23 protein-coding genes are annotated in these 24,910 nt (G+C 68.8%); 6 read left to right on the forward strand and 17 right to left on the reverse strand.

Going from position 1 to position 24,910, the window contains the following annotated elements; all coding sequences use genetic code 11:
* Nucleotides 1–142 precede the first annotated feature (142 nt).
* The gene (locus tag RWN05_RS05820) at nucleotides 143–1,516 is read left to right on the forward strand and encodes an L-serine ammonia-lyase (protein WP_314138932.1); all 1,374 of its coding nucleotides are present in this window, start codon (nucleotides 143–145) and stop codon (nucleotides 1,514–1,516) included.
* A 72-nt stretch (nucleotides 1,517–1,588) separates the two neighbouring features.
* On the forward strand, nucleotides 1,589–2,050 hold the full coding sequence (locus tag RWN05_RS05825) for a rhodanese-like domain-containing protein (protein WP_314138934.1): 462 nt from the start codon (nucleotides 1,589–1,591) through the stop codon (nucleotides 2,048–2,050).
* 34 nt (nucleotides 2,051–2,084) lie between these two features.
* Here the strand turns inward: RWN05_RS05825 and RWN05_RS05830 are convergent, their stop codons facing one another.
* The 12 genes from RWN05_RS05830 to RWN05_RS05885 form a co-directional block, all read right to left on the reverse strand.
* Nucleotides 2,085–4,025, reverse strand: a complete 1,941-nt coding sequence (locus RWN05_RS05830; RefSeq protein ID WP_314138935.1) for a thioredoxin domain-containing protein — start codon at nucleotides 4,023–4,025, stop codon at nucleotides 2,085–2,087.
* A gap of 21 nt (nucleotides 4,026–4,046) precedes the next feature.
* Nucleotides 4,047–4,826: a DUF1684 domain-containing protein gene (locus tag RWN05_RS05835; RefSeq protein ID WP_314138936.1), complete on the reverse strand. Its 780-nt coding sequence runs from the start codon at nucleotides 4,824–4,826 to the stop codon at nucleotides 4,047–4,049.
* 132 nt (nucleotides 4,827–4,958) lie between these two features.
* Entirely contained in the window at nucleotides 4,959–5,894 is a 936-nt protein-coding gene (locus tag RWN05_RS05840; RefSeq protein WP_079705431.1) for an ABC transporter substrate-binding protein, read from the reverse strand.
* Nucleotides 5,895–5,983: 89 nt separating this feature from the next.
* On the reverse strand, nucleotides 5,984–6,790 hold the full coding sequence (locus RWN05_RS05845; RefSeq protein WP_064296510.1) for an ABC transporter permease: 807 nt from the start codon (nucleotides 6,788–6,790) through the stop codon (nucleotides 5,984–5,986).
* A complete protein-coding gene (locus tag RWN05_RS05850; protein ID WP_064296511.1) occupies nucleotides 6,787–7,497 on the reverse strand; it encodes an ABC transporter permease in 711 nt (236 codons plus the stop codon). Before RWN05_RS05850 ends, RWN05_RS05845 begins: the two co-directional genes overlap by 4 nt.
* On the reverse strand, nucleotides 7,494–8,363 hold the full coding sequence (locus RWN05_RS05855) for an ABC transporter ATP-binding protein (RefSeq protein ID WP_064296512.1): 870 nt from the start codon (nucleotides 8,361–8,363) through the stop codon (nucleotides 7,494–7,496). The genes RWN05_RS05850 and RWN05_RS05855 overlap by 4 nt, the downstream gene beginning before the upstream one ends.
* Before the next feature lie 217 nt (nucleotides 8,364–8,580).
* The gene (locus tag RWN05_RS05860) at nucleotides 8,581–10,080 is read right to left on the reverse strand and encodes an aromatic amino acid lyase (RefSeq protein WP_314138941.1); all 1,500 of its coding nucleotides are present in this window, start codon (nucleotides 10,078–10,080) and stop codon (nucleotides 8,581–8,583) included.
* A gap of 200 nt (nucleotides 10,081–10,280) precedes the next feature.
* Nucleotides 10,281–11,036: an ABC transporter permease gene (locus RWN05_RS05865; protein ID WP_314138945.1), complete on the reverse strand. Its 756-nt coding sequence runs from the start codon at nucleotides 11,034–11,036 to the stop codon at nucleotides 10,281–10,283.
* Entirely contained in the window at nucleotides 11,036–11,947 is a 912-nt protein-coding gene (locus tag RWN05_RS05870; RefSeq protein WP_314138947.1) for an ABC transporter ATP-binding protein, read from the reverse strand. Before RWN05_RS05870 ends, RWN05_RS05865 begins: the two co-directional genes overlap by 1 nt.
* A complete protein-coding gene (locus RWN05_RS05875; protein ID WP_064296516.1) occupies nucleotides 11,944–12,255 on the reverse strand; it encodes a transcriptional regulator in 312 nt (103 codons plus the stop codon). The genes RWN05_RS05870 and RWN05_RS05875 overlap by 4 nt, the downstream gene beginning before the upstream one ends.
* Before the next feature lie 3 nt (nucleotides 12,256–12,258).
* Nucleotides 12,259–12,921, reverse strand: coding sequence for a hypothetical protein (locus tag RWN05_RS05880; protein ID WP_314138948.1), 663 nt, complete (start codon nucleotides 12,919–12,921; stop codon nucleotides 12,259–12,261).
* A 127-nt stretch (nucleotides 12,922–13,048) separates the two neighbouring features.
* Complete coding sequence (locus tag RWN05_RS05885) at nucleotides 13,049–14,320, reverse strand: DUF222 domain-containing protein (protein WP_314138949.1); 1,272 nt, start codon at nucleotides 14,318–14,320, stop codon at nucleotides 13,049–13,051.
* 377 nt (nucleotides 14,321–14,697) lie between these two features.
* Here RWN05_RS05885 and hrpA point away from each other — a divergent pair, with 377 nt between their 5' ends.
* Nucleotides 14,698–18,573, forward strand: a complete 3,876-nt coding sequence (gene hrpA, locus RWN05_RS05890) for an ATP-dependent RNA helicase HrpA (RefSeq protein ID WP_314138950.1) — start codon at nucleotides 14,698–14,700, stop codon at nucleotides 18,571–18,573.
* Nucleotides 18,574–18,658: 85 nt separating this feature from the next.
* On the opposite strand, the gene RWN05_RS05895 is transcribed toward hrpA, so the two are convergent.
* Nucleotides 18,659–19,510: a sulfurtransferase gene (locus tag RWN05_RS05895; protein WP_314138951.1), complete on the reverse strand. Its 852-nt coding sequence runs from the start codon at nucleotides 19,508–19,510 to the stop codon at nucleotides 18,659–18,661.
* 199 nt (nucleotides 19,511–19,709) lie between these two features.
* Between RWN05_RS05895 and RWN05_RS05900 the strand changes: the two genes are divergently transcribed.
* From RWN05_RS05900 to RWN05_RS05910, 3 genes are all read left to right on the forward strand, one after another.
* Nucleotides 19,710–20,342 carry a flavin reductase family protein gene (locus RWN05_RS05900; protein WP_064296588.1) on the forward strand — a complete coding sequence of 211 codons (633 nt, stop codon included), beginning with the start codon at nucleotides 19,710–19,712 and terminating at the stop codon, nucleotides 20,340–20,342.
* Nucleotides 20,343–20,438: 96 nt separating this feature from the next.
* Nucleotides 20,439–20,819 (forward strand): DoxX family membrane protein, encoded by a 381-nt coding sequence (locus RWN05_RS05905; RefSeq protein WP_064296521.1) that lies wholly within the window; start codon nucleotides 20,439–20,441, stop codon nucleotides 20,817–20,819.
* A gap of 128 nt (nucleotides 20,820–20,947) precedes the next feature.
* A complete protein-coding gene (locus RWN05_RS05910) occupies nucleotides 20,948–21,175 on the forward strand; it encodes a hypothetical protein (RefSeq protein ID WP_314138952.1) in 228 nt (75 codons plus the stop codon).
* A 20-nt stretch (nucleotides 21,176–21,195) separates the two neighbouring features.
* Here RWN05_RS05910 and RWN05_RS05915 read toward each other — a convergent pair whose 3' ends face one another.
* The 4 genes from RWN05_RS05915 to nrdF all read right to left on the reverse strand — a co-directional run bounded on the left by RWN05_RS05915 (nucleotide 21,196) and on the right by nrdF (nucleotide 24,793).
* Nucleotides 21,196–21,690: a hypothetical protein gene (locus tag RWN05_RS05915; RefSeq protein WP_314138953.1), complete on the reverse strand. Its 495-nt coding sequence runs from the start codon at nucleotides 21,688–21,690 to the stop codon at nucleotides 21,196–21,198.
* A gap of 672 nt (nucleotides 21,691–22,362) precedes the next feature.
* Nucleotides 22,363–22,941 carry a hypothetical protein gene (locus tag RWN05_RS05920; protein ID WP_314138954.1) on the reverse strand — a complete coding sequence of 193 codons (579 nt, stop codon included), beginning with the start codon at nucleotides 22,939–22,941 and terminating at the stop codon, nucleotides 22,363–22,365.
* A complete protein-coding gene (locus RWN05_RS05925; protein ID WP_314138955.1) occupies nucleotides 22,938–23,705 on the reverse strand; it encodes an adenylate/guanylate cyclase domain-containing protein in 768 nt (255 codons plus the stop codon). The genes RWN05_RS05920 and RWN05_RS05925 overlap by 4 nt, the downstream gene beginning before the upstream one ends.
* 113 nt (nucleotides 23,706–23,818) lie before the next feature.
* Entirely contained in the window at nucleotides 23,819–24,793 is a 975-nt protein-coding gene (gene nrdF, locus RWN05_RS05930) for a class 1b ribonucleoside-diphosphate reductase subunit beta (RefSeq protein ID WP_056007612.1), read from the reverse strand.
* Between the last annotated feature and the right edge of the window lie 117 nt (nucleotides 24,794–24,910).

A 24,910-nucleotide genomic window follows, 5' to 3' on the forward strand; every position in this document is an offset into this window, starting at 1 on the left:
GGCGACCCGGACAACAGTGTGGGCGGGGGCACTCACGGAGCGCTCACCTGCCGCTGACACCCGCTGACGTCCGCTGACACCGCACCCGGCGCTGAAGACGCTTAGAGTGAGAGGAGCCAGTCGCACCGAAGGGGGTCGTCCAGTGACCGCATACGTGTCCGCGTTCGACCTCTTCTCCATCGGGATCGGGCCGTCCAGCTCGCACACGGTCGGACCCATGCGGGCAGCCTTGGCCTTCGCCACCGGGCTCGCGGACGACGGCCTGCTCGACAAGGTCGACCGCGTCACGTGCTCGTTGTACGGATCGCTCGGCGCGACCGGCATCGGCCACGGCACCCCAGACGCCGTCGTCGCGGGACTCCAGGGGCTCACCCCCGAAGGGTGCGATCCCGCCGAGGTCCGACGGGCCTGGAGCGACCACCCCGACGGCGCTCCGCTCACGCTCGCCGGGACGCGGGCCATCGCGTTCTCGAAGGACGACGTCTCGTTCGTGCCCAGGACGAGGCTGCCAGGCCACCCGAACGCCATGACCCTCCACGCCTGGGACCAGCGGAGCGACCTCCCGGTGCGCTCCGAGACGTACTACTCCGTCGGCGGCGGCTTCATCCGTCGTGACGGCGACGACCCGAGCACGGTGCTGCCGTCGACACCCGTGCCGATGCCGTTCCGGACCGCTGAGGCGCTCATCGGGCTCTGCGACGAGACGGGACTCCCGATCGACGCGATCGCGAGACGCAACGAGGAAGCCCTGCGGCCAGCCGTCGAGGTCGACGCCGGCCTCGACGCCATCTGGACGGCCATGCACGAGTGCGTGACCGCCGGGCTCGCCGACACCGGCACCCTCCCGGGCGGTCTCGGCGTCAAGCGCCGGGCACGTGCCGTCCGTGAGCGCCTCGACGTGGCCGAGGCCGAGAGCGGGCGTGAGCTCCCCACGGAGTGGCTGCACGCGTTCGCCCTGGCGGTCAACGAGCAGAACGCCTCCGGCGGGCGGGTCGTGACCGCACCCACGAACGGGGCCGCGGGGATCATCCCGGCCGTCGGAAGCTACTACCTGCGGTTCGTGCCGGGCGCCTCGCTCGACGGTATCCGTCGCTACCTGCTCACCGCGACCGCCATCGGCTCGCTCTTCAAGGCGAACGCGTCCATCTCCGGGGCCGAGGGCGGCTGCCAGGCCGAGGTCGGCTCGGCCTGCGCCATGGCCGCCGGTGCCCTGTGCGCCGTCCTCGGCGGCACACCGCGTCAGGTCGAGAACGCCGCGGAGATCGCGATGGAGCACCACCTCGGCCTCACGTGCGACCCGGTGGGCGGGCTCGTCCAGGTCCCGTGCATCGAACGCAACGCGATCGCCTCCTCGACGGCCGTCAGCGCCGCACGGCTGTCGCTGCACGGCGACGGGACGCACCTGGTGTCGCTCGACACCGTGATCGAGACCATGCGCCAGACCGGCGTCGACATGTCGACGAAGTACAAGGAGACGAGCGAGGGCGGTCTCGCGGTCAACGTCATCGAGTGCTGAACCGCGGCGTCGTGTGACCGCGTGTTGCCGACCACCGTGGTCATCCGGGCCGCGGCCTCCTACGGTGGGCGCATGACCTCCAAGCACGCGCCGTTCCTGGTGGACCCGCTCGTCTCCACCCAGTGGCTCGCGGACCATCTCGGCAGCGAGAGCCTCATCGTCCTCGACGCGAGTGTCGTCGAGCTGCCTGCGCTGGACGGCGGCCCGGTGCGACTGGTGAGCGGCTACGACCTGTACCTCTTCGACGGGCACGTCCCCGGCGCCGTGTTCGTCGAACTGCTCGATACGGGCCGGGGGCTCGGAGCGTCCTCAGCGGAGGAGGTCCGACGCGGTGCGGCAGCCATCGGCGTCACGGAGCAGCACACGGTCGTCCTGTACGACCAGATGGACGGGCGCTCCGCCGAGCGCCTTCGTGCGGCGCTGACCGGCGCCGGATACGAGCGCGTCGCGCTCCTCGACGGTGGACTCGGGCGCTGGCGCTCCGAAGCACGCGAGCTGCGGTTCGGCCGTCCGGACGGCTCGTTCGGAGCCTGACCCATCCGCGTGTCGGGTCGACGGGTGCGCTGGATCAGCGGGCGTCGAGCTGCGCCACGTCCGTCACCGGGAGACGGCAGACGAAGTCCCGGCACTGGTAGGCGGTCAACCGGCCGTCGCGACTCGTCCGTTCGGCGAAGACGTCGAACCCGCTCGTCGCCCAAGCCACCGCCTGCCGCTCGGAGACCACCGCCACCACGTCGTCCCGGCGCGTCCTGACGGCGTCGCGCATCGCCCGGTCCGCCGTCTCCTCGTCCTCGTCCGGATCCACCCGATCCGATTCGACGACGATGAGTTGCGACGCCGGACCGGCGAGCGATGCCGCCAGGGCGAGACTCGCGCCGAACGCGGTCGGTACCGACAGCGCAGCCGACGCGGCGAACCGGACCGCGCCCTCGGCGGCGTCCCGGAACCGGCCGTCGGCCGTCAGCTGGAACAGCAGCAGCGACGCGCGTCCGAGCGACGAGATCCCCGAGGGATACGCGCCCTCCGACGGGTCGCCGTCGATCCGCATGCCCTGGGCCGACAGCACCGGGTCGCCACCACCAGGCAGGATGAAGCCGGCCACCGTGGCGGAGGGGGCGTCGGTCACGGTGTCGTCGGGCAGGGTCTCGTCGGTCACGGTCTCGTCTGACAAGCACCGGTCGACGAGGTCGCGGGCGACCTCCGCGTAGCGGACCTCGCCCGTCGCGAGGCCGAGGCGCAGGAGCCCCTCCGCGAGCATCCCGTAGTCCTCGAGGGTCGCCGACGCATCCGACCGCCGTTCGTCGAGCGAGGCCCGGGCGAGCGTGCCGTCCGAGCCGAGGTGGTTCTCGATCACCGCGTCCGCCGCCCACCTCGCCGATTCGAGCCACTCGGGGCGGTCGAAGACTGTCGAGGCCTCCGCCAGTGCGCCGATCGCGAGCCCGTTCCACCCGGTGAGCACCTTGCGGTCGACGGCCGGCGGGGTCAGCGTCGCCCGGCCGTCCGCATCGCGTCGGTAGTAGCCGCCCTCCGATCCGACGCCGTCGACGATGCTCTCGGAGTCCTGCGCCGACCCGAAGCCGCCGCTCGGCTGCTGCAGCGTGCCGATGAGGAACTCGGCGATCCCGGCGGCGACACCGGCCGCCCACGAGCTCGGACGCTCGGCCCAGGCCCGGGTGTAGGCGGTGAGGAGGAGCGCATTGTCCGTCAGCATGCGTTCGTAGTGCGGCTCGCTCCAGTCCCGGTTGACCGCGTACCGGAAGAACCCTCCTTCGACCGGGTCACGGAGCGCCGATGCCCCCATCGTCCTGAGGGTGCGTTGCGCGAGGTCGACACCGCGGCGAGCGGCGTCCCCCTCGCGCGGCGTGAGCAGGAAGTCGAACAGCGGGGCCATCGGGAACTTCGGAGCCGTGCCGAAGCCACCGAGCTCCCGGTCCTCGAGCGCCTCGACCGCCTCGACCGCCGCATCGAGCTCGCCGGTCTCCGGCAGCGGCGCGTCATCCGTGGACGACATCGTCTCGGCGATCGCCCGCGCGAGTCCGTCGGCGCTCGCGACGACCTGCTCCCGTCGCTCGGTCCACGCGACGCGAACCGCCTCGAGCACCTGCGGGAACGAGGGATGCCCTCGGAGCGGCACCGGTGGCGAGTAGGTCCCCGCGTGGAAGACGTGTCCGCGCGGCGTCACGAACACGTTCAGCGGCCAACCGAGGTCACGGGTGAACGCGCCGGCGGCGGCGAGATAACTGGCGTCGACGTCGGGGTGCTCCTCGCGGTCGACCTTCACCGCCACGAAGTCGCGTCGGAGGAGCTCGGCGATGTGCTCGTCCGAGAACGACTCGCGTGCCATGACGTGACACCAGTGACACGTCGAGTAGCCGATCGACACGAGCAGGGGGACGTCGCGGCGGGCCGCTTCGGCGAAGGCCTCAGGCCCCCACGGGTACCAGTCGACCGGCTGCTCGGCGTGCGATCGGAGGTACGGGCTCATCGCCTCGGCGAGCCGGTTGGTCATGCGGGGTCCGTGGCCCGGGACCTACTGGCCGAGCGGCAGTCGCTCGCCCGCCGTGATCCGCGTACGGAGCCGGTTGTTCGGCGCCGGCAGCGGGCACACGTAGTGGTCGCTGAACGCGCACGGCGGCAGGTACGCGCGGTTGAAGTCGACGAGGACGTGGCCGTCCGAGGTCGGGGCCGGCATGCTGATGAAACGGAACCGGTAGCTCTCGTCGCCACTCGTGCCGTCGGAGAACACCGTCCAGAGTCCGTTCGGGCCGCCGGTGACCGTCAGCGACACCGCTTCATCACCGAGCTCGAACTCGACCCGGCCGACCGGTGTCTCGGTCGTGACGTGGCCGTCGATCGACTCGGTCTCGACCGTGACGTCCGGGGACGGCACGAACCGCGCCGGCCGGATCCAGGCGACGTCGGGGGCGAAGGCGCTGATGCCATCGAGCGAGGTCCGCGTCGGCGCCTCAGGATCGAGCACGCGCAGGGCGTACACGCCGTCCCGCTCCATGCCTCGGAGCAGGGCGTCGCCGAAGTGCAGTTCGTCGCCGTGGACCAGCTCGACGCGGTCGGTCATGATCTGGGCGCCACTCGGCGTGGTCAGTCCGGTCCCCGTGAGCCGCTCACCGACGATGCCGGTCGCGTCCGCACGCCAGGTGCCCGGCGCGCCCTCGAGGGCGGTCGCCTCCTCGGTCAGCCAGTGGGTGAACCGGAGGGCGGCGATACCGTGGGGTGCGCGGACGGAACGCTCGCGAGCGGTGTGCCAGGCGGTCCAGGACGCGATGAACTCTGCGGGGGTCTCGGAACTCATACCCTGACGCTACCAACTCCTCAGGTGTCGGAGACCCCCTGGACATCCGGCTGCAGCCGGATGCGCTCCCCGCGAACAGCGCGATGGCGCCGCCCGGAGGACCGGACGACGCCATCGACGTGTGGCTGCTGCTCAGCTGAAAAGCTTCTTGTCCTTCAGCCAGTCGGCCGCGAGGGTCTTCGGAGCTGCCTTCTCGTCGCCCTGGTTGCGGGCGTTGAGCTCGATGAGGTCTTCTGTGGTCAGCTCCGCCGACACGGCGTTCAAGACCTCCTTGACCTTGTCGCTGGCCTTGGCCGAGTTGATCAGCGGCAGGACGTTCTGCGGGAGGATCAGGTTCTCCGGGTCCTCGAGCGTGACGAAGTCGTTCTCGGTGATCGACGGGGTCGTGGTGTAGATGTCGGCGAGCTGGACCGTTCCGTCGAGCAGGGCCGCGGTGGTCTGGGCGCCGCCGCCGTCGCTGATCGGGACGAAGGTGAGCTTGTCGGCGGGGACGCCGTACACCTCGGTCAGGCCCTTCGGGCCGTACGGACGCTCAGCCAGCTCGGGTGCGCCGCCGATGGCGAGCGGGATGGTGAGGGCCGCGAGGTCGGCGAGGCTCGTGACGTTGTTCGCCTCGCTGAACTCCTTCGTGACGTTGTAGGAGTCCTTGTCCTCCGCCTTGGACTGGTCGAGGACCTCGTAGCCCTTGGGCGTGGCCTCCTGCAAGGCGGAGTAGACCTCGTCGCTCGAGGTGGCCGTGGCGGAGTCGTCGAAGAACTGCAGCAGGTTGCCGCTGTAGTCGGGGACGAGGTCGATCGAGCCGTCTTCGAGCGCTGCGATGTAGACGTCGCGAGCGCCGATGTTCAGGGACTCGGCCGTCTTGATGTCGTTGGCCTCGAGCGCCTGGATGTAGATCTGCGCGATGATCTCCGACTCGGGGAATCCGGCGGAGCCGACCGTGATCGTGTCGGATGCCGCGGTCTCCCCGGCGGTCGGGTCGCCTGCGGAGCAGGCGCTGAGTGCGAGGGCCGCGACGGCGGTCGCGGCGATGCCGACGGCGAGGCGTCGACCCTGTCGAACTGTGAACATGGTGTTTCCTATCTGTGATTGGCGAGAACGGTGGTGCCGTTGTGGGTCTGGGAGCCGGGCGGTGCTGTCACCCGGGGTGGTGGGTCGCTTCAGTCGTTGCGGTATGCCGCGGTCTGCATGTTCGCCTCCGCTTCTGCGACGACGGGGTCTGGAGCGGTGGACCGGTCGCCACCGCTCGTGGCGTGACCCCGGGTCTCGTCGACCCGTGTGTGGGTCGCCTGGACGCCGCGCGGCACGACGGCACGCTGCAGCAGGGAGAAGACGCCCTCGAGGAGGAGGGCGAGCACGATGATGATGATCGAGCCGGCGAGCATCTGCGCGTAGTCCCGTACGGGCAGACCGTCGAGGATGTAGCGACCGAGACCGGGGCCGTTGGTGAGGAACGCGACGACGGTCGCGGTCGCGATCGTCTGCAGGACGGCCGAGCGCACGCCACCGATCATGAGCGGGAGCGCGAGCGGGATCTCCACCTTGCCGAGGATCTGCCACTCGTTCATCCCGACGGCACGCGCGGCGTCGATGGTCTGGCGGTCGATCGCCTCGACCCCTCCGTACGCACCGGCCAGGACCGGCGGGACGGCGAGCACGACGAGGGCCGTGATCGCGGGGACGAGACTCGTGCTGGAGAAGCCCCACCCGAGGGTGATGAGTGCGAGGAGCGAGAGCAGACCGAGCGTGGGCAGCGCCCGGAGCGCGCCGGTGATCGCGACCGCGACCTCTCGCCCCTTCCCGGTGTGCCCGATGAGGAGCCCGAGCGGGATCGCGATGACGCAGGCGATGAGGACGGTCAGGCCGGTCACGGCCAGGTGCTGGAGCACCCGCACGGGGATGCCGCCCGGGCCCTCCCAGTGCGCGGGGTCGAGGATCCAGGCGAAGGCGGCGAGGAAGTTGATCATGCGGCTCCTCCCCCGGCGGTCGCCAGCTCACGGGCTTCGGTGGCCGCGCGACGACGACGGATCGCACCCTTCGAGCTGATCCGCGTCCACGGCATGAGGATTCGGCCGAGGAGCACCAGCAGGACGTCGAACACGATCGCGATCACGACCGTCCCGACGATGCCGGTCAGGATCTCGATCGGGAACTGCCGGTTGTAGCCGTCGGTGAAGAGGTAACCGAGGTTCGTCACACCGATGAGGGCGCCGACGCTCAGCAGGCTGATGGTGCTCGCGGAGACCACCCGGACGCCGGCGAGCATGAGCGGGCCCGCCAGTGGGAACTCGACCCGCCAGAACCGCTGGCCGGTGGAGAACCCCACGGCCTGGGCCGACTGCCGGACCCCGGCGTCGACGGCGTCGAGCGCGTCGGCGACCGTGCGGACGAGCAGGGCCACGGCGTAGATGGTGAGCGCGATCACGACGTTCGCCGGATCGAGGATCTTCGTGCCGATGAGGGACGGCATGAGGACGAACAGCGGCAGGGACGGGATCGCGTAGAGGATGCCGCTCAGCGTGAGCAGCACGCCTCGCGACCACCGGTACCGGTGTGCGAGCCAGCCGAGGGGTAGGGAGATGAGGAAGCCCAGGATGATCGGGGGCAGGCTCAGCTGGACATGGGTGAGGGTGAGGTCCCAGATCATGTCCCAGTTCGCGATGACCCAGCTCATGTGGATGCGCCGTCCTTCCGGACGTCCAGGCCGGTGCGGTCGCCTGCGCCGGGCCCGGCTCCGAGGACGCCGGCGGGGCGGCCCGACTCGTCGACGACGACGTCGCGTCCGTCGACGCGCTCGACGTGCAGGGTCCGCTGGCCGCGATCGGCGCCGATGAACTGGGCGACGAAGTCGTCGGCTGGGTTGGCGACGATCTCGGCCGGCGTGCCGACCTGGGCGATGTGGCCGCCCTTCTGCAGGATGACGACCTGGTCGCCGAGGAGGAAGGCCTCGTCGATGTCGTGGGTGACGAACACGATCGTCTTCGCGATGTCGCGCTGCAGTCGGAGCAGCTCCCGCTGGAGCTCGGCACGCACGAGCGGGTCGACGGCACCGAACGGCTCGTCCATCAGCAGGATGTTCGGGTCGATCGCAAGGCCTCGTGCGACGCCGACGCGCTGCTGCTGGCCACCGGACAACTGACTCGGGTACCGGTCGGCGAGCGCGCGATCGAGTCCGACGGTGTCGAGGAGGGTGAGGGCGTCCGCCCGGGCCTGCTTCTTGTTGACGCCGGTGAGCATGGGCACCGTCGCCACGTTGTCGATCACGGTGCGGTGCGGGAGGAGACCGGAGTTCTGCATGACGTAGCCGATGCGGCGACGGAGACGGACGGGGTCGACGGCGGAGACGACCTCGTCGTCGATGACGATGCGTCCCTCGCTCGGATCGACCATGCGGTTGATCATCCGCAGGAGCGTGGTCTTGCCACAGCCTGAGGACCCGACGAAGACCGTGGTGGAACGCGACGGGATCGTGAGGGAGAAGTCGTCGACCGCGAGGGTGCCGTCGTCGAAGCGCTTGGAGACGTGTTCGAAGGAGATCATGCTGGACCGATGCCTCTTCTCTGCACGGCTGTTCGTGACAGGTCGTCTTCCAAGGGCCGTCGCCGCCGCGGTCGGTGGCTCGCTGAACGTCTCTCGGTCGGTGGTCCGAACCTACCGGAGGGCACCGACATCGCCCACCCCCTCGACACGTGTCGAAATACATGGCATGCGACGACGTGGGTGCGCCCGCGCACCGTCACCCGTCGGCCGCCGTCACTCAGGATCGGTCGACGCCCAACGCGGCGAGGGCCGCCGTGACGAGCTGCTGACCGTGCAGCTCCTGCTCGATCGCCGACCGGAGGCCGGCATGGGCGACGGAGAACCCGACCGCCCACTCGTCGTGCTCGCCCGGGCCGAGCGCGTCCGCCGCGACGATCGCCTCGACCGCCAGCACGTCCGCGAAGAGGGCGGTCGAACGTTCCAGCAGTCGCAGCGAGGTCCCGGCGAAGGAGGCCGGGTCGTCCGAGCCCTCGTCCGGCACGCCGGCGGTGACGACCGGGGTCGCGAGCACGCGCAGTTCGGCGACGAGGTCCGCGGCCGACTGACCGAGCCGACCCGGTACGAGCCCGTGCCCGGTCCCCCGGTGGTCGGCCCCGCCTCCGTCGATGCGTCTGAGCCGTCGCTCGGCCGCAGCGGCGGTGTGCGCGATGGCCGCGCGCAGCCCGTCGAAGGCGCGGGCGAGCCGCGCGCCGTGGAGCAACCCGCCGGCCCGCAGGACACCCGACGCCTGGTCGACGAGTGGATCCTCCGAGGCCGTTCCGAGCGTCGCTTCCACGAGCTGGACGGCCGCGGTGACCTCGTCGGCGAGGGCACCGTTGATCTGCGGGGTCGCCCGGAGCCGCAGTCCGTCCAGGTCCCGCCCGCCACGCGCACCCTCTGGGGCGACCGACGTCGCCAACAACTCGGAGATCCGCTCGCCACTCGCCCGGGTGCCGGCCGAGGGGGTGCCGGCGAGGACCGTCGCGTCGAACGCCGGTTCTCGCCCGCCGCGCCCGGACCGCGCAGCCGCCCGGGACGAGACTGCGCACGTGGTGTCCGCGAGTCGACTGAGCGCGCCGAGCCGGTGGAGGGCGAGCGCGCCGACGCCGAGGGAGTAGGCGTTGTGGTGGACGAACGCCAGCCCCTCGTGCACAGCGAGGTCGAGCGGCGCGAGCCCGACCCGTGACAGGGCGACCTGCGCGGGGAGCCGTTCGCCCGCGAGGACCGCCTCCCCCTGTCCGATCACGAGCGTCGCGACGGATGCCAGGTGGGTCTCGTCGCCGTCGCCGAGGGAGCCGATGGACGGGATCACCGGGGTCACCCCACGGTTGAGGAGTTCCGCGACGAACACGGCGGTCTCGAGGCGGATCCCGGATGCACCACGGGTCCAGCCGGCGAGCCGGGCGGCGATCACCGCCCGAGCACGGTCCACCGAGAGCGGCAGTCCGATGCCGCCACGGCGGTCATGGACGACGCGCTCCTCCACCGCCGAGACGTCGAGCGTCGCGGTGCGCGGAGCCGCTCGTCCCCCGGCGGCCCCAGGGATCCGTGGACCATGGGGCCGAGAACCCTGAGCGCCGACTCCGACCGGCGTCGTCTGCCGGTCGATGATGGCCCGGCCGGCGCCGATGCGGTCGAGCGCCGGGGTGTCGAGGACGACGATGGCGTCGTCACGGGACACGGCCACGAGGTCGTCGACCGAGATCGGGCCGGTGCCGAACACGACGGGCGCTCCCATCAGTGCGCGCCCGTCGATCGGTCGGCGGCGTTCGTCTGGTCTGCGCTGCTGGACACGGGTCGCTCCATCCGCTCGTCGAGGGGCCGTGGACCGGCCGGGATGGACGTCAGCGTACGAGCGCCTCGCGGCCGGTGCACGGTGTGTGTCGACGTATGACGGCACGCGGGAACGGCCGGTGTTCGGCGAGGTGTCCGTCGACCTCAGCGGTAGCGGCGGCCCTCGTCGCGGCGGTAGAGGGCGAGGACGACGACGGTCAGGACGAGCGTCCACGCCAGGACGCCGACCCACGACCACCACGGCAACTCGCCACCCTGGACCGCCCAGACGACGAGCTCCCGGGTCTGACGGCTCGGGAGGAACATGGACAGCCGGTCGAGCCACGGGGCGAAGAGGAACGGTGGGATGAACAGTCCGCCGGCGAAGGCCAGCGAGAACATGACCACCTGCACCACGGCGATCGCGGCCTTGCTCGGGAGGGCGTACCCGATCGCGGTGCCGAGGAGCATGAACGGCAGGGCACCCACCAGGAGCGCCACGATGCCGCCGAGCAGTCCCATCGGAGTCGTGGTGGCTGCGGTCAGGAACGCGCCGAGCACGACGACCGGTATGACGGCCGCGAACCCGAGGAGGCCGACCGAGCACAGGTGCGAGAGAACCCGGGCGACACCCGTCACCGGAAGCGTGCGGAGGTACGGATCCCACGCCTGTTCCCTCGCCTGGGCGATGGTCAAACCGAAGCCGAACAGGGAGTTGGCGAGCACGGCGAAGACGATGAGGGAGATGACCGCCTGGGTCGCGATGACGGGATCGCCGGCGACCTGCGCCTGCGGGACGACGAAGAACAGTAGCGAGAGCGCCGGGAAGACGAGCGAGCCGATCAGCGCGATCGGGACGCGCACGGTCTCGAGCAGGGAGTACCGCGCGTGCAGGGCGGTGAGCTGGACGGTGGTGGCCATCAGGCGGCGCTCCGTTCGACGTCCGCCCGGGCATCCGCCGTGAGGGTCAGGAACGCCTCCTCGAGGGTCGCTCCGCGCACGGCGAGATCGGTGAACGGGGCCTCGGACCGGACGAGCTCGCGCACGAACGCGTCGGCGTCACGGACGTCCAGTTCGACGGCGTCACCGTCACGACTCGCCTGGACGACCCCGGTGAGCCGCTCCACCGCTCCGGGGTCGGTGGTCCGGAGCCGCACCCGGTGGATACCGACGAGCCCGAGGACGTCGCGCAGCGGGGCGTCGGTGATGACCCGTCCGCCACCCAGGACCACGACACGCTCGGCGAGCGCTTCGATCTCCTCGAGGTAGTGACTGGTGAGGACGATGGTCGCCCCGAGCTCGTGTTGCCGGCGGATCGCGTCCCAGAGGGTTCGGCGGGCGTCGACGTCGAGGCCCGTCGTCGGCTCGTCGAGGAGCACGAGACGCGGTCTGCCGACGAACGCGAGCGCGACCGCGAGGCGGCGCTGCTGGCCGCCCGAGAGCGAGCCCGTCTGGCGTCGGAGGAGGTCACCGAGACCGAACTGCTCCGCCAGGGCGGCCGTCGGCACGCGGTCCGCGAAGTGGCGTCCGACGAAGTCGACGACCTCTCCCACCCGGAGCGTGGGCGGCAGTGCCGTCTCCTGCGGTGTCGACCCGAGCCTGGTGCGGTTGACCGCATGGGCGGGATCGCCGCCGAAGAGCGTCACCGTGCCGGTCGTCGGACGTCGGGTGCCCTGCAGCAGGGAGAGCACGGTGGACTTGCCGGCGCCGTTGGGCCCGAGGAGCCCGACGAGCGAGCCCGGCTCGATACTGAGGTCGACGTCGTGCAGCGCGGTCACGTCGCCGTAACGTCGTGTCACGCCCTCGAGGGTGGCCAGTGGTGTGATCGTCATGATGTCCCCGTTCCCGACGCGCCGCCGAGCATCGCTCGGAGCCCGGTCATGTAGTCCTCGAACGCGCGGCGCCCGAGCGTGGTGAGTTCCAGGTAGGTGACCGGGGTGCGTCCCCGGTGGGTCTTCGTGACGAGGACGTAGGCGCCGTCCTCGAGCTTCCGCAGATGCGTGGAGAGGTTCCCGGCGGTCATGTCGAGCATCTCCTGCAGGCGGGGGAACGACATACTGCTGTCCGCATCGATCGCCGCGAGCGTCGACATGATGCGCAGGCGGGCCTGGGCATGGATGAGGGGGTCGAGTTCGTCCATCGGTCACGCCGCCGATCGGTGGGCACGCCGACGGCGGGTCGCTTCGAGGAAGGTCGCGTACACGAGGAACCCGCCTCCGCCGGCGATGGCCATGACGAGCGCGTTGCCCGGCGAGCCGAAGAACGGCGCGGCCATGCCGACCACGATGATCCAGATGCCCATGCCGTACATGAGGCGGTCGCGCCAGACTGCTCCACCTGCGAGGTAGAGCAGACCGACCACGAGGCTGTAGATCGCCGGGTAGAAGATGGCGGCGAGTGCGGGTGCCATCCCCGCAGCGAACAGTGCGCCGCCGAACACCGCCGCTGCCGTGCACCCGATCGCCCAGGCGATGCCGTACATCGTCCCCTGCACCTGCTGTGCTCCCTGGATCCCACGCGACACGCGGGAGCCGATGATCGACGACGAGACGATGCCGCCCACCATGAGGATCCCGAAGAGCCATCCGGCGACCGCCGGCGGCGTGGTGAACCAGGGGTTCTCGTCGCTCGCGGACCAGAGGGCCAGGAACCCGACGGTCCACGCGACACCCCAGACGTACACGATCGCGATGGTGGGCCTCGTGAAGATGTCGTCGACACGGCTCGCCTGTCGCTCCTGCAGAGCGAGCATGGCGGCCGGGTCGAGCGCGTCCGAGCCGTCGGTGGGTTCCATCGGTGAAGTCATACCTACTTTGTAACGCAAACCACTCTGCGAGGCAACCCTGTTTGCGATACCGCGCGTAAACATCCCCGCTTCGCACCGAGGCGCCGCAGCCCAACCGCCCTTCGACAGGCTCAGGGACCGGAGCTGGTCAGAATGGCGCGGGATCCGATTCGGTCCGATGCCGCTTCCCGTCGGGTGTCGTCCACTCGAGGACGCCGCCCGGTGCGTGTTGGAGGTTCCAACCGGGGAGATGCTTCATCCGGTGATGATGTCGACAGAGGCAGGCGAGATTGCCGACATCTGTCGTCCCGCCGTCCTCCCACGCGACAGAATGATCGAGGTCACAGGCCCGGGCCCGTCTGCCGCAGCCTGGTGCCCGGCAGGTGCCGTCCCGGAGGCGCACCGCGCGTTGGAGGTCGGCGGGAACCCTGTACTGGTTGCGGCCGACGGAGAGGACCGCACCGGTTTCGGGTTCGACGAGGATCCGGGTGAAGCTGGGCGCGTTCACCGCGATGCGTGCCGCGGTCTCCGGGTCGATGGGGCCGTAGCCGTCGAGGGTTGGCGGGGTGTCGGAGACGCCGGCCATGCTCAGTGCCGGAACGGTGATCTGCACGGTCGGCTTGATGTGCTCCTGCACCTCGATCGGGTGCGGGAGGACCGCGCTGGACATGACGTCGTCGGGTGTGACGCCGGTGAGCGCGAGCGCCGCCAAGGCGTCCGCCTGCAGCTGGACGCAGGTGCGGGTGTCGCCAGATGCGCGTGATTCTGAAGCCGCTGCTTCGATGCGCTCGATGATGCCCTGCGCGATGGGTGCCGTGGTGAAGAGGTGCACCCACGCCATCCCGTCCGCTGCGGGCTCGAACTCGACCCGGCGGTCGACCTCGGAGCGGACCGCGCGGGCGGTGATGGATTCCGGGTGGAGGCGCTCGCGGAGCACTCGGGCGCGGTTCTTGAGTCCTGCTGCGGTCATGCGCTCCGCTTCAGGCAGGACCTGCTCGAGGAACGCCGCCCGCCCAGCAGTAGGGACGTCGCAGAGTTGGTCGGTGATCACCTGCGCATGCCGCGCCGAGATGCGGCCTGCCTCGAGCGACGCCAGGACCGCCGGCGCCTCGTTCACGAGCCGCTCGGCATCGTTCGTCGCACACTGAACCGTCCGCTCCGGGATCCGGGTCGCCATCGCGAGAGCCGCGCACGTCGACCGGCGGGACAAGGCCTGGCGCTCGGCCGGCGGGAAGATGGCCGGGACCGTGGCGTCGGCGAAGGCGTCCGCGTAGGCGGCGGAGCGGGCGAGGAGGCGCGCTTTGCGTGCGTCGAGGACGGCCTGCTGCCGGTGGAGGTCCGCCCACTCCTCCGAGAACTCCGCGAGGCGCGCGGCGCAGTCGTCGCTCGCGCGGATCGCGGTGAGGGTGGTCTCGGTCATAGGACAAGTCCACCATGGACCAGTGACATTCCAGATGCCGAGTCGAGGCGTCTGTGGACGTGTCCTCGTGTGCCCTTCGACAGGCTCAGGGACCGGGATGAACAGCCCCGGAACCGTGGGGTCCTCCGTGTGCCCTTCGACAAGCTCAGGGACCGGGGAAGGTGGCTCAGGGACCGAAGGAGGAGGCTCAGGGACCGGTAGGAGATCACCGGAGCGGGGTCCCGCGTGTGCCCTTCGGCAAGCTCAGGGACCGGGGAAGGCGGCACAGGGACCGGGGAAGGTGGCTCGAGGACCGGGGAAGGGGGGCTCAGGGTTCGCGGGATCAGGAGGCCCGGAACGGCAGCACAACCCGCCCAGCCCGATACGATGGAGGGCTGATGTCCGACCTCCGAATCTCCTACCCGCCCGAGCTGCCGGTCAGTGCCGCTCGCGCGGACATCGCGCGTGCCATCAGCGAGCACCAGGTCGTCATCGTCGCCGGGGCAACGGGTTCCGGCAAGACCACCCAGCTGCCGAAGATCTGCCTCGAGCTCGGTCGCGAGTCCATCGGGCACACGCAACCCCGACGACTGGCCGCGCGCACGATCGCCGAACGCATCTCGGAGGAGCTCGGCCAGGAGCTCGGCGGCATCGTCGGCTACCAGGTCCGCTTCACCGATCAGGCGTCGAAGGCGACGAAGATCAAGCTGATGACCGACGGCATCCTGCTGAACGAGATCCACCGCGACCGGATGCTGCGCAAGTACGACACGATCATCATCGACGAGGCGCACGAGCGCAGCCTCAACATCGACTTCCTGCTCGGCTACCTCAAGCAGCTCCTCCCCCAGCGCCCCGACCTCAAGGTCATCATCACGTCCGCGACGATCGACCCGGAGAGCTTCTCGAAGCACTTCGACGGAGCGCCCATCGTCGAGGTCTCCGGCCGCACCTACCCGGTCGAGATCCGCTACCGGCCGCTCGTGGCCGACGAGCCCACGGACGACGATGAGGACGCCCCCGAGTCCGAGACCGCCGACCGCGACTACCTCGAGGGCATCAACGCGGCCCTCGACGAGCTGGCGCGGGAGTCGATGGGCGACGTCCTCGTCTTCCTGTCCGGCGAGACGGAGATCCGCGACGCCGCCGACGCCATCCGCGGCCGCAACCTGCCCGGCACCGAGGTGCTCCCGCTCTACGGCCGGCTCTCCTCCGCCGACCAGCACCGCGTGTTCCAGCCGTCGACCGTGGCAGGCCTCCGCAGGCGCATCATCCTCGCGACGAACGTGGCCGAGACGAGCCTCACGGTGCCCGGCATCACGTACGTGATCGACGCCGGAACCGCCCGCATCTCGCGCTACAGCGTGCGCTCGAAGGTGCAGCGGCTCCCCATCGAGGCGATCTCGCAGGCGTCGGCGAACCAGCGCTCGGGTCGCTCCGGCCGCACGAGTGACGGCATCGCCATCCGGCTCTACTCGGAGGACGACTTCGCGAAGCGCCCGGAGTTCACCGAACCGGAGATCCTCCGCACGAACCTCGCCGCGGTGATCCTGCAGATGATCTCCCTCGGCCTCGGCGACATCGCCGCCTTCCCCTTCCTCCAGCCGCCGGACGCCCGCGGTATCAAGGACGGCGTCGACCTGCTGTCCGAACTCGGCGCGATCGAGACGCGCACCTTCGCCGACGGGTCACCTCGCGGCGGCGGTCCACGCCTCACGCGGGTGGGGCGCGACCTCAGCCGCCTGCCGATCGATCCGCGGTTCGCGCGCATGGTCGTGGAGTCGAAGCGGCACGGGGTGTCGCGGGAGGTGCTCGCGATCGTCGCGGCGCTCACCATCCAGGACCCACGCGAACGACCGCTCGAGCACCGGCAGAAAGCCGACGAACTGCACCGCCGGTTCGTCGACCCGACGAGCGACTTCCTCGCCCTCCTGAACCTCTGGAACTACCTCGAGGAGAAACAGGACGAGCTGTCGTCGAGCGCGTTCCGTCGGCTCTGCAAGAACGAGTTCCTCAACTACCTCCGCGTCCGCGAGTGGCACGACGTCTACCGCCAGCTGCGGCAGCTCGCGAAGCCCCTCGGGCTGACGATCAACGAGCCGGCGGTGAACCCCGACGGCATCCACAAGTCGCTCCTCGCGGGGCTCCTCTCCCACATCGGGCTGAAGGACCAGACCGTCGCTCCGGTCGTGAAGGGCCGGAACGCTCCCCCGGCGACGAAGACCGCGAAGAAGGGCGACTACATCGGCGCTCGCCAGACGCGCTTCGTCCTCTTCCCCGGGTCCGCGCTCGCCAAGAAGCAGCCGAACGCCGTGATGAGCGCGGAACTCGTGGAGACGAGTCGGCTGTTCGCCCGCACCAACGCCTCGATCGACCCGGCGTGGGCGGAACAGATCGCCGGCGACCTCTGCAAGCGCTCGTACAGCGAGCCGCACTGGGAGAAGAACCAGGGCTCCGCCGTCGCGTTCGAGAAGGTGACCCTCTTCGGCGTGCCGATCGTGCCGCGCCGCCGGGTGCAGTTCGGTCGCATCGACCAGGAGCAGGCCCGTGAACTGTTCCTGCGGCACGCGCTCGTCGACGGCGAGTGGACCCACGACATCGGTCGCGACAAGCTGTTCGACTTCCACCGCGCGAACCGACGACTGCGCAGGGAGCTGAGTGAGCTCGAGGAGCGGACGCGACGCCGCGACATCCTCTTCGACGACGAAGCCGTCTTCGACTTCTACGACGCCCGCGTCCCCGCCGAGATCTCGACGACGCGGGGCTTCGAGTCCTGGTGGCGCAAGACGCGCGTCGACCAGCCCGAGCTGCTCACGATGCGCCAGGAGGACCTCCTCCCCGAGGACGCTCCGGCGGTGGACGAGGACCGCTTCCCCGCCGAGTGGGTGCAGGCCGACCAGCGGTTGAAGCTCAGCTATCGCTTCGAGCCCGGAAGCGACGACGACGGCGTGACGGTCATCGTCCCGCTCGCCCTGCTCGACCGGCTCTCGCCCGCGGGTTTCGACTGGCAGGTCCCCGGGCTCCGTCGAGACCTCATCACCGCGATGATCAAAGCGCTCCCGAAGGCCCTGCGTCGGAACATCGTGCCTGCGGCCGACTGGGCGGCGAAGCTGCTCGCCGAGCTCCCCGCCGACGTCCCGGCGGTCGCCCCCGGCAGTCCCTCCGCCGAGGACTCGTTCGCCACCCGTCTCGCGAACGCGATCAAGCGGCTCTCCTACATGGACATCAACGCCTCGGACTTCGAGATGGGACGCGTCCCCGAGCACCTGCTCGTGACCTTCCGCGTCATCGACGAGCGCGGCCGCACGCTCGCGAGCGGCAAGGACCTCGTCGAGCTGCAGCAGCGCCTCAAGCAGCGCACCCGTGCGAGCGTCGCCAAGGTCGCGGCCGCCAGAGTGCCCAACGCCATCGAGCGCTCCGGGTTCACCAGATGGGACTTCGACGACCTCCCCCGCTTCATCGACATCCGCCAAGAGGACGGCGTGATCCGCGGCTACCCCGCGATCGTCGACGACGGCACGAGCGTGTCGATCCGGATCATGAGCACGGAGGCCGACCAGGCCCGCGCCATGCCCGCCGGCGTGCGCCGCCTCCTCCTGCTCGCGATCCCGTCCCCGACGGCGTACGTGCAGCAGCACCTCAAGGCCAATGAGAAGCTGGCGCTCGCGACGAGCCCGTACCGATCGACGCCGGCGTTGTTCGAGGACTGCCTCGCCGCCTGCATCGACGATGTCCTGTTCCGCGTGGTGCCCGACGGACAGGTGTTCTCGCGGCTGCAGTACGAGACGCTTCGCGACCGCGTCTCCGCCTCGGTCATGGACCGCATGTTCCAGACGGTCGCCATCGTCGCCCGCATCCTGCAAGCCGCGCGCGACACGGAGAAGGCCATGAAGGCGGCGACGAGCATGACGCTGCTCGCGGCCCTCACCGACATGCGGGGCCAGCTCGACGGACTGGTCTTCCCGGGCTTCGTCTCCCGGACGGGCTCAGCACGACTCGAGCATCTGCCCCGCTACCTCGCGGGCATCCGTTACCGCGCCGAGCGACTGACGGACAACCCGAACCGCGACCGGGTGTGGATGACGGAGGCGCAGACGGCGTCGGCACGGTTCGAGGCCGCCGGCGGCACGATCCCACTGCCCGCCGAGGCTCCGGAGCACCTCGTGAAGGCCCGGTGGATGCTCGAGGAGCTCCGGATCAGCCTGTTCGCCCAGCAGCTGGGCACGGCCGAGTCGGTGTCGTTGCAGCGCCTGCAGAAGGTCCTCGCGGGCTAGCGCTCCCTGGTCCCTGACGATGGACGCCGGTCCCTGAGCCTGTCGAAGGCCGGATCTCGACAAGCTCGATGACCGGGACGACGGCTCAGGCCTCGGGTCCTGTCGCCACCGGACGCTCCGGGTGGTTCGCCCACTCGCTCCACGACCCCGGGTACAGCGCCGGTTCGAAGCCGGCCAGGGTGAGTGCGACCGCGTTGTGCGCCGCGGTCACCCCACTGCCGCAGTAGGTGGCGACCGTCGCATCCTCCGGTACGCCCGCGGCGAGGAACTGCTCGCGGAGGGTCTCAGGCGAGAGGAACCGGCCGTCGGCGCCGACGTTGGCGGTCGTCGGTGTGTTGAGCGCTCCGGGGATGTGACCGGCCCGGGGATCGATCGGTTCGACGTCACCCCGGTACCGCTCGCCGGCGCGCGCGTCCAGCAGGACCCGCCCCTCGCCCGCCCACGTCGCTGCGGTGTCGATGTCGATGCTCGGCAGGACACCCGTCGTCAGCGTGACGGTCCCGGGTTCTGGGACGACCTCGCCACGCTCCACGGGTAGTCCGGCGTCCGTCCACGCCCGGAACGCGCCGTCGAGGATGCGGACGTCCGCGATGCCGGCGTTCCGCAGCACCCACCAGGCGCGCGCCGCCGACAGGCTCGTGAGGTCGTCGTAGACCACGACCACGTCACCGTCGTCGACGCCCCACGATCGCGCGGACGCCTGGAGCGCCTCGCGATCGGGCAGGGGGTGGCGGCCTCGGACGGCCGCTTCTCCGGGCGGCACGTGGTCGGCCAGCTCGTGGTCGAGGTCGACGTACACGGCGCCGGGCAGGTGTCCCTCGAGGTAGGCGGGCCGTCCGTCCGGTGCGTCGAGTCGCCAGCGCACGTCGAGGACGCGCACCGGCGTCTCGGAGGCGATCAAGGCGGCGAGGTCGTCCGGGGTGATGAGGATGGGCATGCGTCCAGCGTACGCATGGGAGGTCGACGAGACCTGCGCCCGAGCGCTCGGTCACCGTCACACCGGGTAACAGAGTTGCAGCTCCGGCCGGATGAGCGAAACGTAGCCTGTGCAGCGTCCACCGAATCGGCGTTGCAGCAGTCGTCCACAGCCGTTCGAAGGATCCTCCGTGAGCTCAGTCCACCCGGCAGCCGCCTCCGTGACCGCCTTGCCGTCCCCCGTCGACGGTGGCGAGGTCGCCCCCGGTTTCGCCTCCCTGTCCCCCGACGACTTCAAGGCGGCGTTCCGTCAGCACCCCGCCGGCGTCTCGGTCATCACCGCCGACGACGGCTCCGGGCCGGTGGGGCTGACCGCCACCTCGGTCTTCTCCGTCAGTGCGGAACCGCCGCTCCTCGTCTTCTCCGTGTCGTCGCTGTCCTCGAGCGCGCCGACCATCACCGCATCCGACACCGTCGTGGTCCACCTTCTGGGTTCCGAGCAGCTGCACATCGCGAAGCTCTGCGCGACGAGCGGAATCGACCGCTTCGCCGACACCTCCATCTGGGATCGCCTGCCGACGGGCGAGCCGTACTTCACGGGCAACGGCGTCTGGATCCGCGGACGCATCGTCAACCGCATGGAGGCGGGCACCTCGACGGTCATCGCCGTGCACGCGCTGGAGTCGAGCGTTTCGCAGCCGCAAGCGGCCGAGGAGCCGGTCCGGGCCGAGCCTGCCGCCGAGGCACCCGCTCCCGCCGTCCCGGCCTTCACCCCGAGCTTCGATGGCGCGCCGCTCGTCTACCACAACCGCACCTGGCACCGCCTCGACGCGAACTCGCAGATCGACGGCTGAGCGGCCTGCTGCTGGACATCTGTGCACTCGCAACCCGCCGTCGGTCCACCGATCTCCGGATAGCGTGGTGACATCACCATCGTCGAGAGGACCCTCATGGCTGGATCGAAAGCCCGCACCGCCGCACGTCTGCTGCTCGGAGGCGCACTCGTCTTCGCCGGCGTCAGTCACCTGACCTTCGCTCGGAAGGACTTCCAGGCGCAGGTGCCGGAATGGGTCCCGATCGACGAGGACACCACCGTGCTCGCCTCGGGCGTCGTCGAGATCGCCCTGGGTGCGGCACTCGCCTCAGGCGTGAAGCGGACGGCCGTCGGCAACCTCGCGGCAGCGTTCTTCACCGCGATCTTCCCGGGCAACCTCTCCCAGTGGCTGAACCGCCGCGACGCCTTCGGTCTCGACACCGACAGCCGCCGGTTCACCCGCCTCTTCTTCCAGCCAGTGCTCATCGCCTGGGCCCTCTGGTCCACCCGCCGCTGACCACCCACCGTCGCTGAGTCGCCCGAATCTGCGCGTTTCCGCGTCGGATTCGAACATCCTCGGGCGAGTCAGCGGCGCACGGCGGCTCTCCGGGTAGTGTCGAGGACACCAGAGCCACAGGGAGAACGATGCTGACGACCGAAGCGACCATGGACGAGCTGCTCGTCGCCGAACCCGTCGAGGCTCCGAGCGCAGGACGCAACGGTGTCGTCAGTCTGGTCGCGCTCGTCGCCATCCTCACGATCGTGGTCACCGCGATCGCGGCGCTCTTCTTCCCCGTCGTCCAGGGCGTGACCGCGTTCTTCTACTTCTTCCTCGCGGCCGGCGGCGGTATGAGCTCCGCCTTGGGTGGCTGAGCGGCTCAGTCCTGCAGGGGTCAGATCTCCACGCTTCCTGATGCGAACGGGAACGGGAACAGCACGTCGATCGGGCCTCCATCCCAACTGGTCACGTCGAGTTGAGCGAACCAGACCTGCGCGACGAGGATGCTCACGAGCGCAACGCCGCAGACGATCCAGCGGGCACGGGAGATGAACCGCAGGGCCTGGGCCTGAGATGACGCTCGGCGGAGGATGACACTCAGCACCCCGATGACGGTGCCGCCGATGACGCCGTAGACGATCGGACTCGGCAGCAGGGAAACGGTCAAGCACGTGGGCGCTGTGTCCGTCGGTCCGCCGTCGGCATCGATGAACCCACCGCTGCCGTCGAACCCGCCAGGACAGATGCCCTGCGTCGCGTGACTCAGCGCGGTGTAGACCAACGACGCCAAGACGGCCCAGATCAGTAGCGCGCGGATCGCTCGGATGATGTCTGCCCCTGGCAGCTCCGGACCGATGGTCTCGCGGTGTCGTTCGAGTGTCACGCTCACGGGTGGTCTCCCCCAAGATCGATCGTGCGTCCCTCCACGCTAACCGCTGAGGTCGCTCAACGCACGAGGGCCGGATGGAATCGTGGATTCCATCCGGCCCGCGTGTGTTCAGCGCAGCGACTGCCCGGTGACTAGAAGTCCCAGTCCTCGTCTAGCTACGCGATCCCGGCATTAGTCCAAGATGCGGAAACCAACGCTATTGCCCCGATCACGACAGTAACGGCGAACCAGCGCAAGGCTGCGTAGAATGATCGATACTTAGCCGCTGCAGTTTGGGCAAGCGTGTGACATTGCTCCCAAGCCTCGGCTACGAGCGTTTCCGCAGGATATGAGGTTGGGGGGACCGCCTTCGAAGCAACCGCAGGCCAGGAGAACCGATTATCCAACGAAGCGGCAGTCGTGCGTGGTGTTAATGCCGCAAATAGGCATCGCGCAGTTAAGACTGAGGCCACGACAAAAACAAGCAGCAGAACAGATAACGCACCCGACGGCCAGGAGCCGGCTTGAATTGTCGCAACGAACATCCTCGAATTCGCAGCCATGACAGAGATCAGAAGACTAGTAGCTGCCGCAAGAACCGTCGTCTTCGTGTCTGCGTTCTTGACCCAGTTACCGTACTCCTGAAGCGCTAGCTTGGCGTCCTCCCATGACCCCACCGGTGAAACAATATTCTTATGCCGCATCGGCACGATAACTTTCCAGAGGCCATCTTCCAGTGACAAACCACGCGGTGTAGCACGCGTACCAGTGTGCCGCCCAACCCACCACAGTCGCTGCAGTATCAGACTCGTTGTCCCAGTCCTCCGGTGAGGCGACGCAGAGGTTTCCGTTCAAGTACAAGTGCGGGGCAGCTACCCATCCCTTGCCCTGCGCCCGCCCAAGGCGCTTGGTTCCCAGCGGAACAACTCGTGGGAGAGAGTGATCGACGCGATGCAGAACCGCTACTTCGAAAGAACCGGCGCCTGTATTCACCGTGCCGTACCATACCGGCGGCATGTCATCCTCCGAGAGAAGCTCAGTGAACGCCGGGAACGCAGCCGCCATTGCGTCGCGTTCTCCCTGAAGCAGAACATCATCATGCCACCAGTGCTCGGAGCTCGCGCCTTCTTCGGCTTCGATACCGCCATGGAAGGTATGCGACTTCAGAGATGTCGTCGCCGATTCTCCAATTGTGAAACTGATCTGACCATCTGCAGCGACTTCACGATGCGCATCGATGCCGAACCGCTTCAAATTGCTCACCATGCTCATGCAGCGCTCCTAACTGGGATGTTCTCAAGAGGCAAACCATCGACGTCCTGGATTAGACCCTCCACCTCGGAGAGCATCTTTCGCCAGCTGAAATCGTAATAGTGATAGCTCCGCCGATTACCTTCGTGCTGGAAGAGCTTCGGGGAGCCATCACGGCTCGTCAGGGAGAGTCGACTCGGCAGCACGCTTGCCGCCCCTTCGCCAACCACAATTTCCCATGCATTAGCAAATTTTTCACACTTTGCCGCAAAGTTCGCAGAAAAGCCGACTACGTTCACTTCGCTGGAAGTTTCGTCCCCTGACCGAACGAAAACCAACTCACCGAAATCGACGCCCGCGCGCGCGATTACTGGCGAAATGCCAACCGCGCTTAGACGAGAGTTGAGGTCCGATTCAACAGCATGAAGGGACGCCGCAGCGGCAGCCAGCGCAACGGACACTGAAATAGCATCGTGACTAGGCCCAAAACTCGCGAACAAACCGTCGCCGCGAAGGCCGAGCACATGCCCGCCGAGCGATCGCACAACGCTTGCAAAGCCGGACAATACTGCATGGGCGAGCCTAGCGGAATCCTGGGGGGACTCCCAGAACGTGCGCGAGGTAAATCCACTCAGGTCCAGGAAGACGGATGCGACATTGGCCGACCCCATTTCACCAACCTGCAAGGATGCGAATTGCGGATGACCTGATTCCGAAACCTGAGTGGCACTCGCTGCGATCGTCGAACCATGAACAAGATTGCGTTCAGCTCCGTAGCTCTTCATGACACGCTCGCCAAAAGCCTCCTGGTACCTCAATGTGCCTCGCTTCCGAGCAGGGCCCAATCGAGCCAAGGGTGCAACGCTTCTTGATGCAGACCGGCCCCCGAAGACATCTACTAGAAGTCCCAGTCCTCGTCTTCCGTGACCACGGCCTTGCCGATCACGTAGGAGGAGCCGGAACCCGAGAAGAAGTCGTGGTTCTCGTCGGCGTTCGGGGAGAGCGCCGACAGGATCGCCGGGTTCACGTCCGTGACCGTCTTCGGGAACATGGCCTCGTAGCCGAGGTTCATGAGCGCCTTGTTGGCGTTGTAGTGCAGGAACTTCTTGACGTCCTCGGTGAGGCCGACCTCGTCGTAGAGGTCCTGCGTGTACTGCACCTCGTTGTCGTAGAGCTCGTATAGCAGCGAGAACGTGTAGTCCTTCACGTCGTCGCGCTCAGCCTGCGTGAGCTTCTCGAGTCCCTTCTGGAACTTGTAGCCGATGTAGTACCCGTGCACGGCCTCGTCGCGGATGATCAGGCGGATCATGTCGGCCGTGTTGGTGAGCTTGGCGCGGCTCGACCAGTGCATGGGCAGGTAGAAGCCCGAGTAGAAGAGGAACGACTCGAGGAGGGTCGAGGCGGCCTTCCGCTTCAGCGGGTCGTCACCGTGGTAGCGGTCGAGGACGATGGACGCCTTCTTCTGCAGGTTCGGGTTCTCGACCGACCAGCGGAACGCCTCGTCGATCTCCTTCGTGCTGCTGAGCGTGGAGAAGATCGAGGAGTAGCTCTTCGCGTGCACCGACTCCATGAACGCGATGTTCGTGTAGACGGCCTCCTCGTGCGGGGTGATCGCATCGGGGATGAGGGCGACGGCGCCGACAGTGCCCTGGATCGTGTCGAGGAGCGTGAGGCCCGTGAACACGCGCATGGTGAGCTGCTGCTCCTGCGGCGTCAGGGTGTTCCACGACTGGACGTCGTTCGACAGCGGGATCTTCTCGGGCAGCCAGAAGTTGTTGACGAGGCGGTTCCAGACCTCGACGTCCTTCTCGTCCTCGATCTTGTTCCAGTTGATCGCCTGGACGCGGTCGACCAGCTTGAGCTTCTCTGACATGAATTGGTGTCCTCTATCGGGAAGTGGGGTTGGCCCTTCGACAGGCTCAGGGACCGGTGATGCTGATGGCCCTCGACGGACCGGTGATGCTGATGGCCCTCGACGGACCGGTGGTGC

Origin of the sequence: uncultured Plantibacter sp. (assembly GCF_963518075.1) — a bacterium.
GTDB classification, from domain to species: Bacteria; Actinomycetota; Actinomycetes; order Actinomycetales; family Microbacteriaceae; genus Plantibacter; species Plantibacter flavus_A.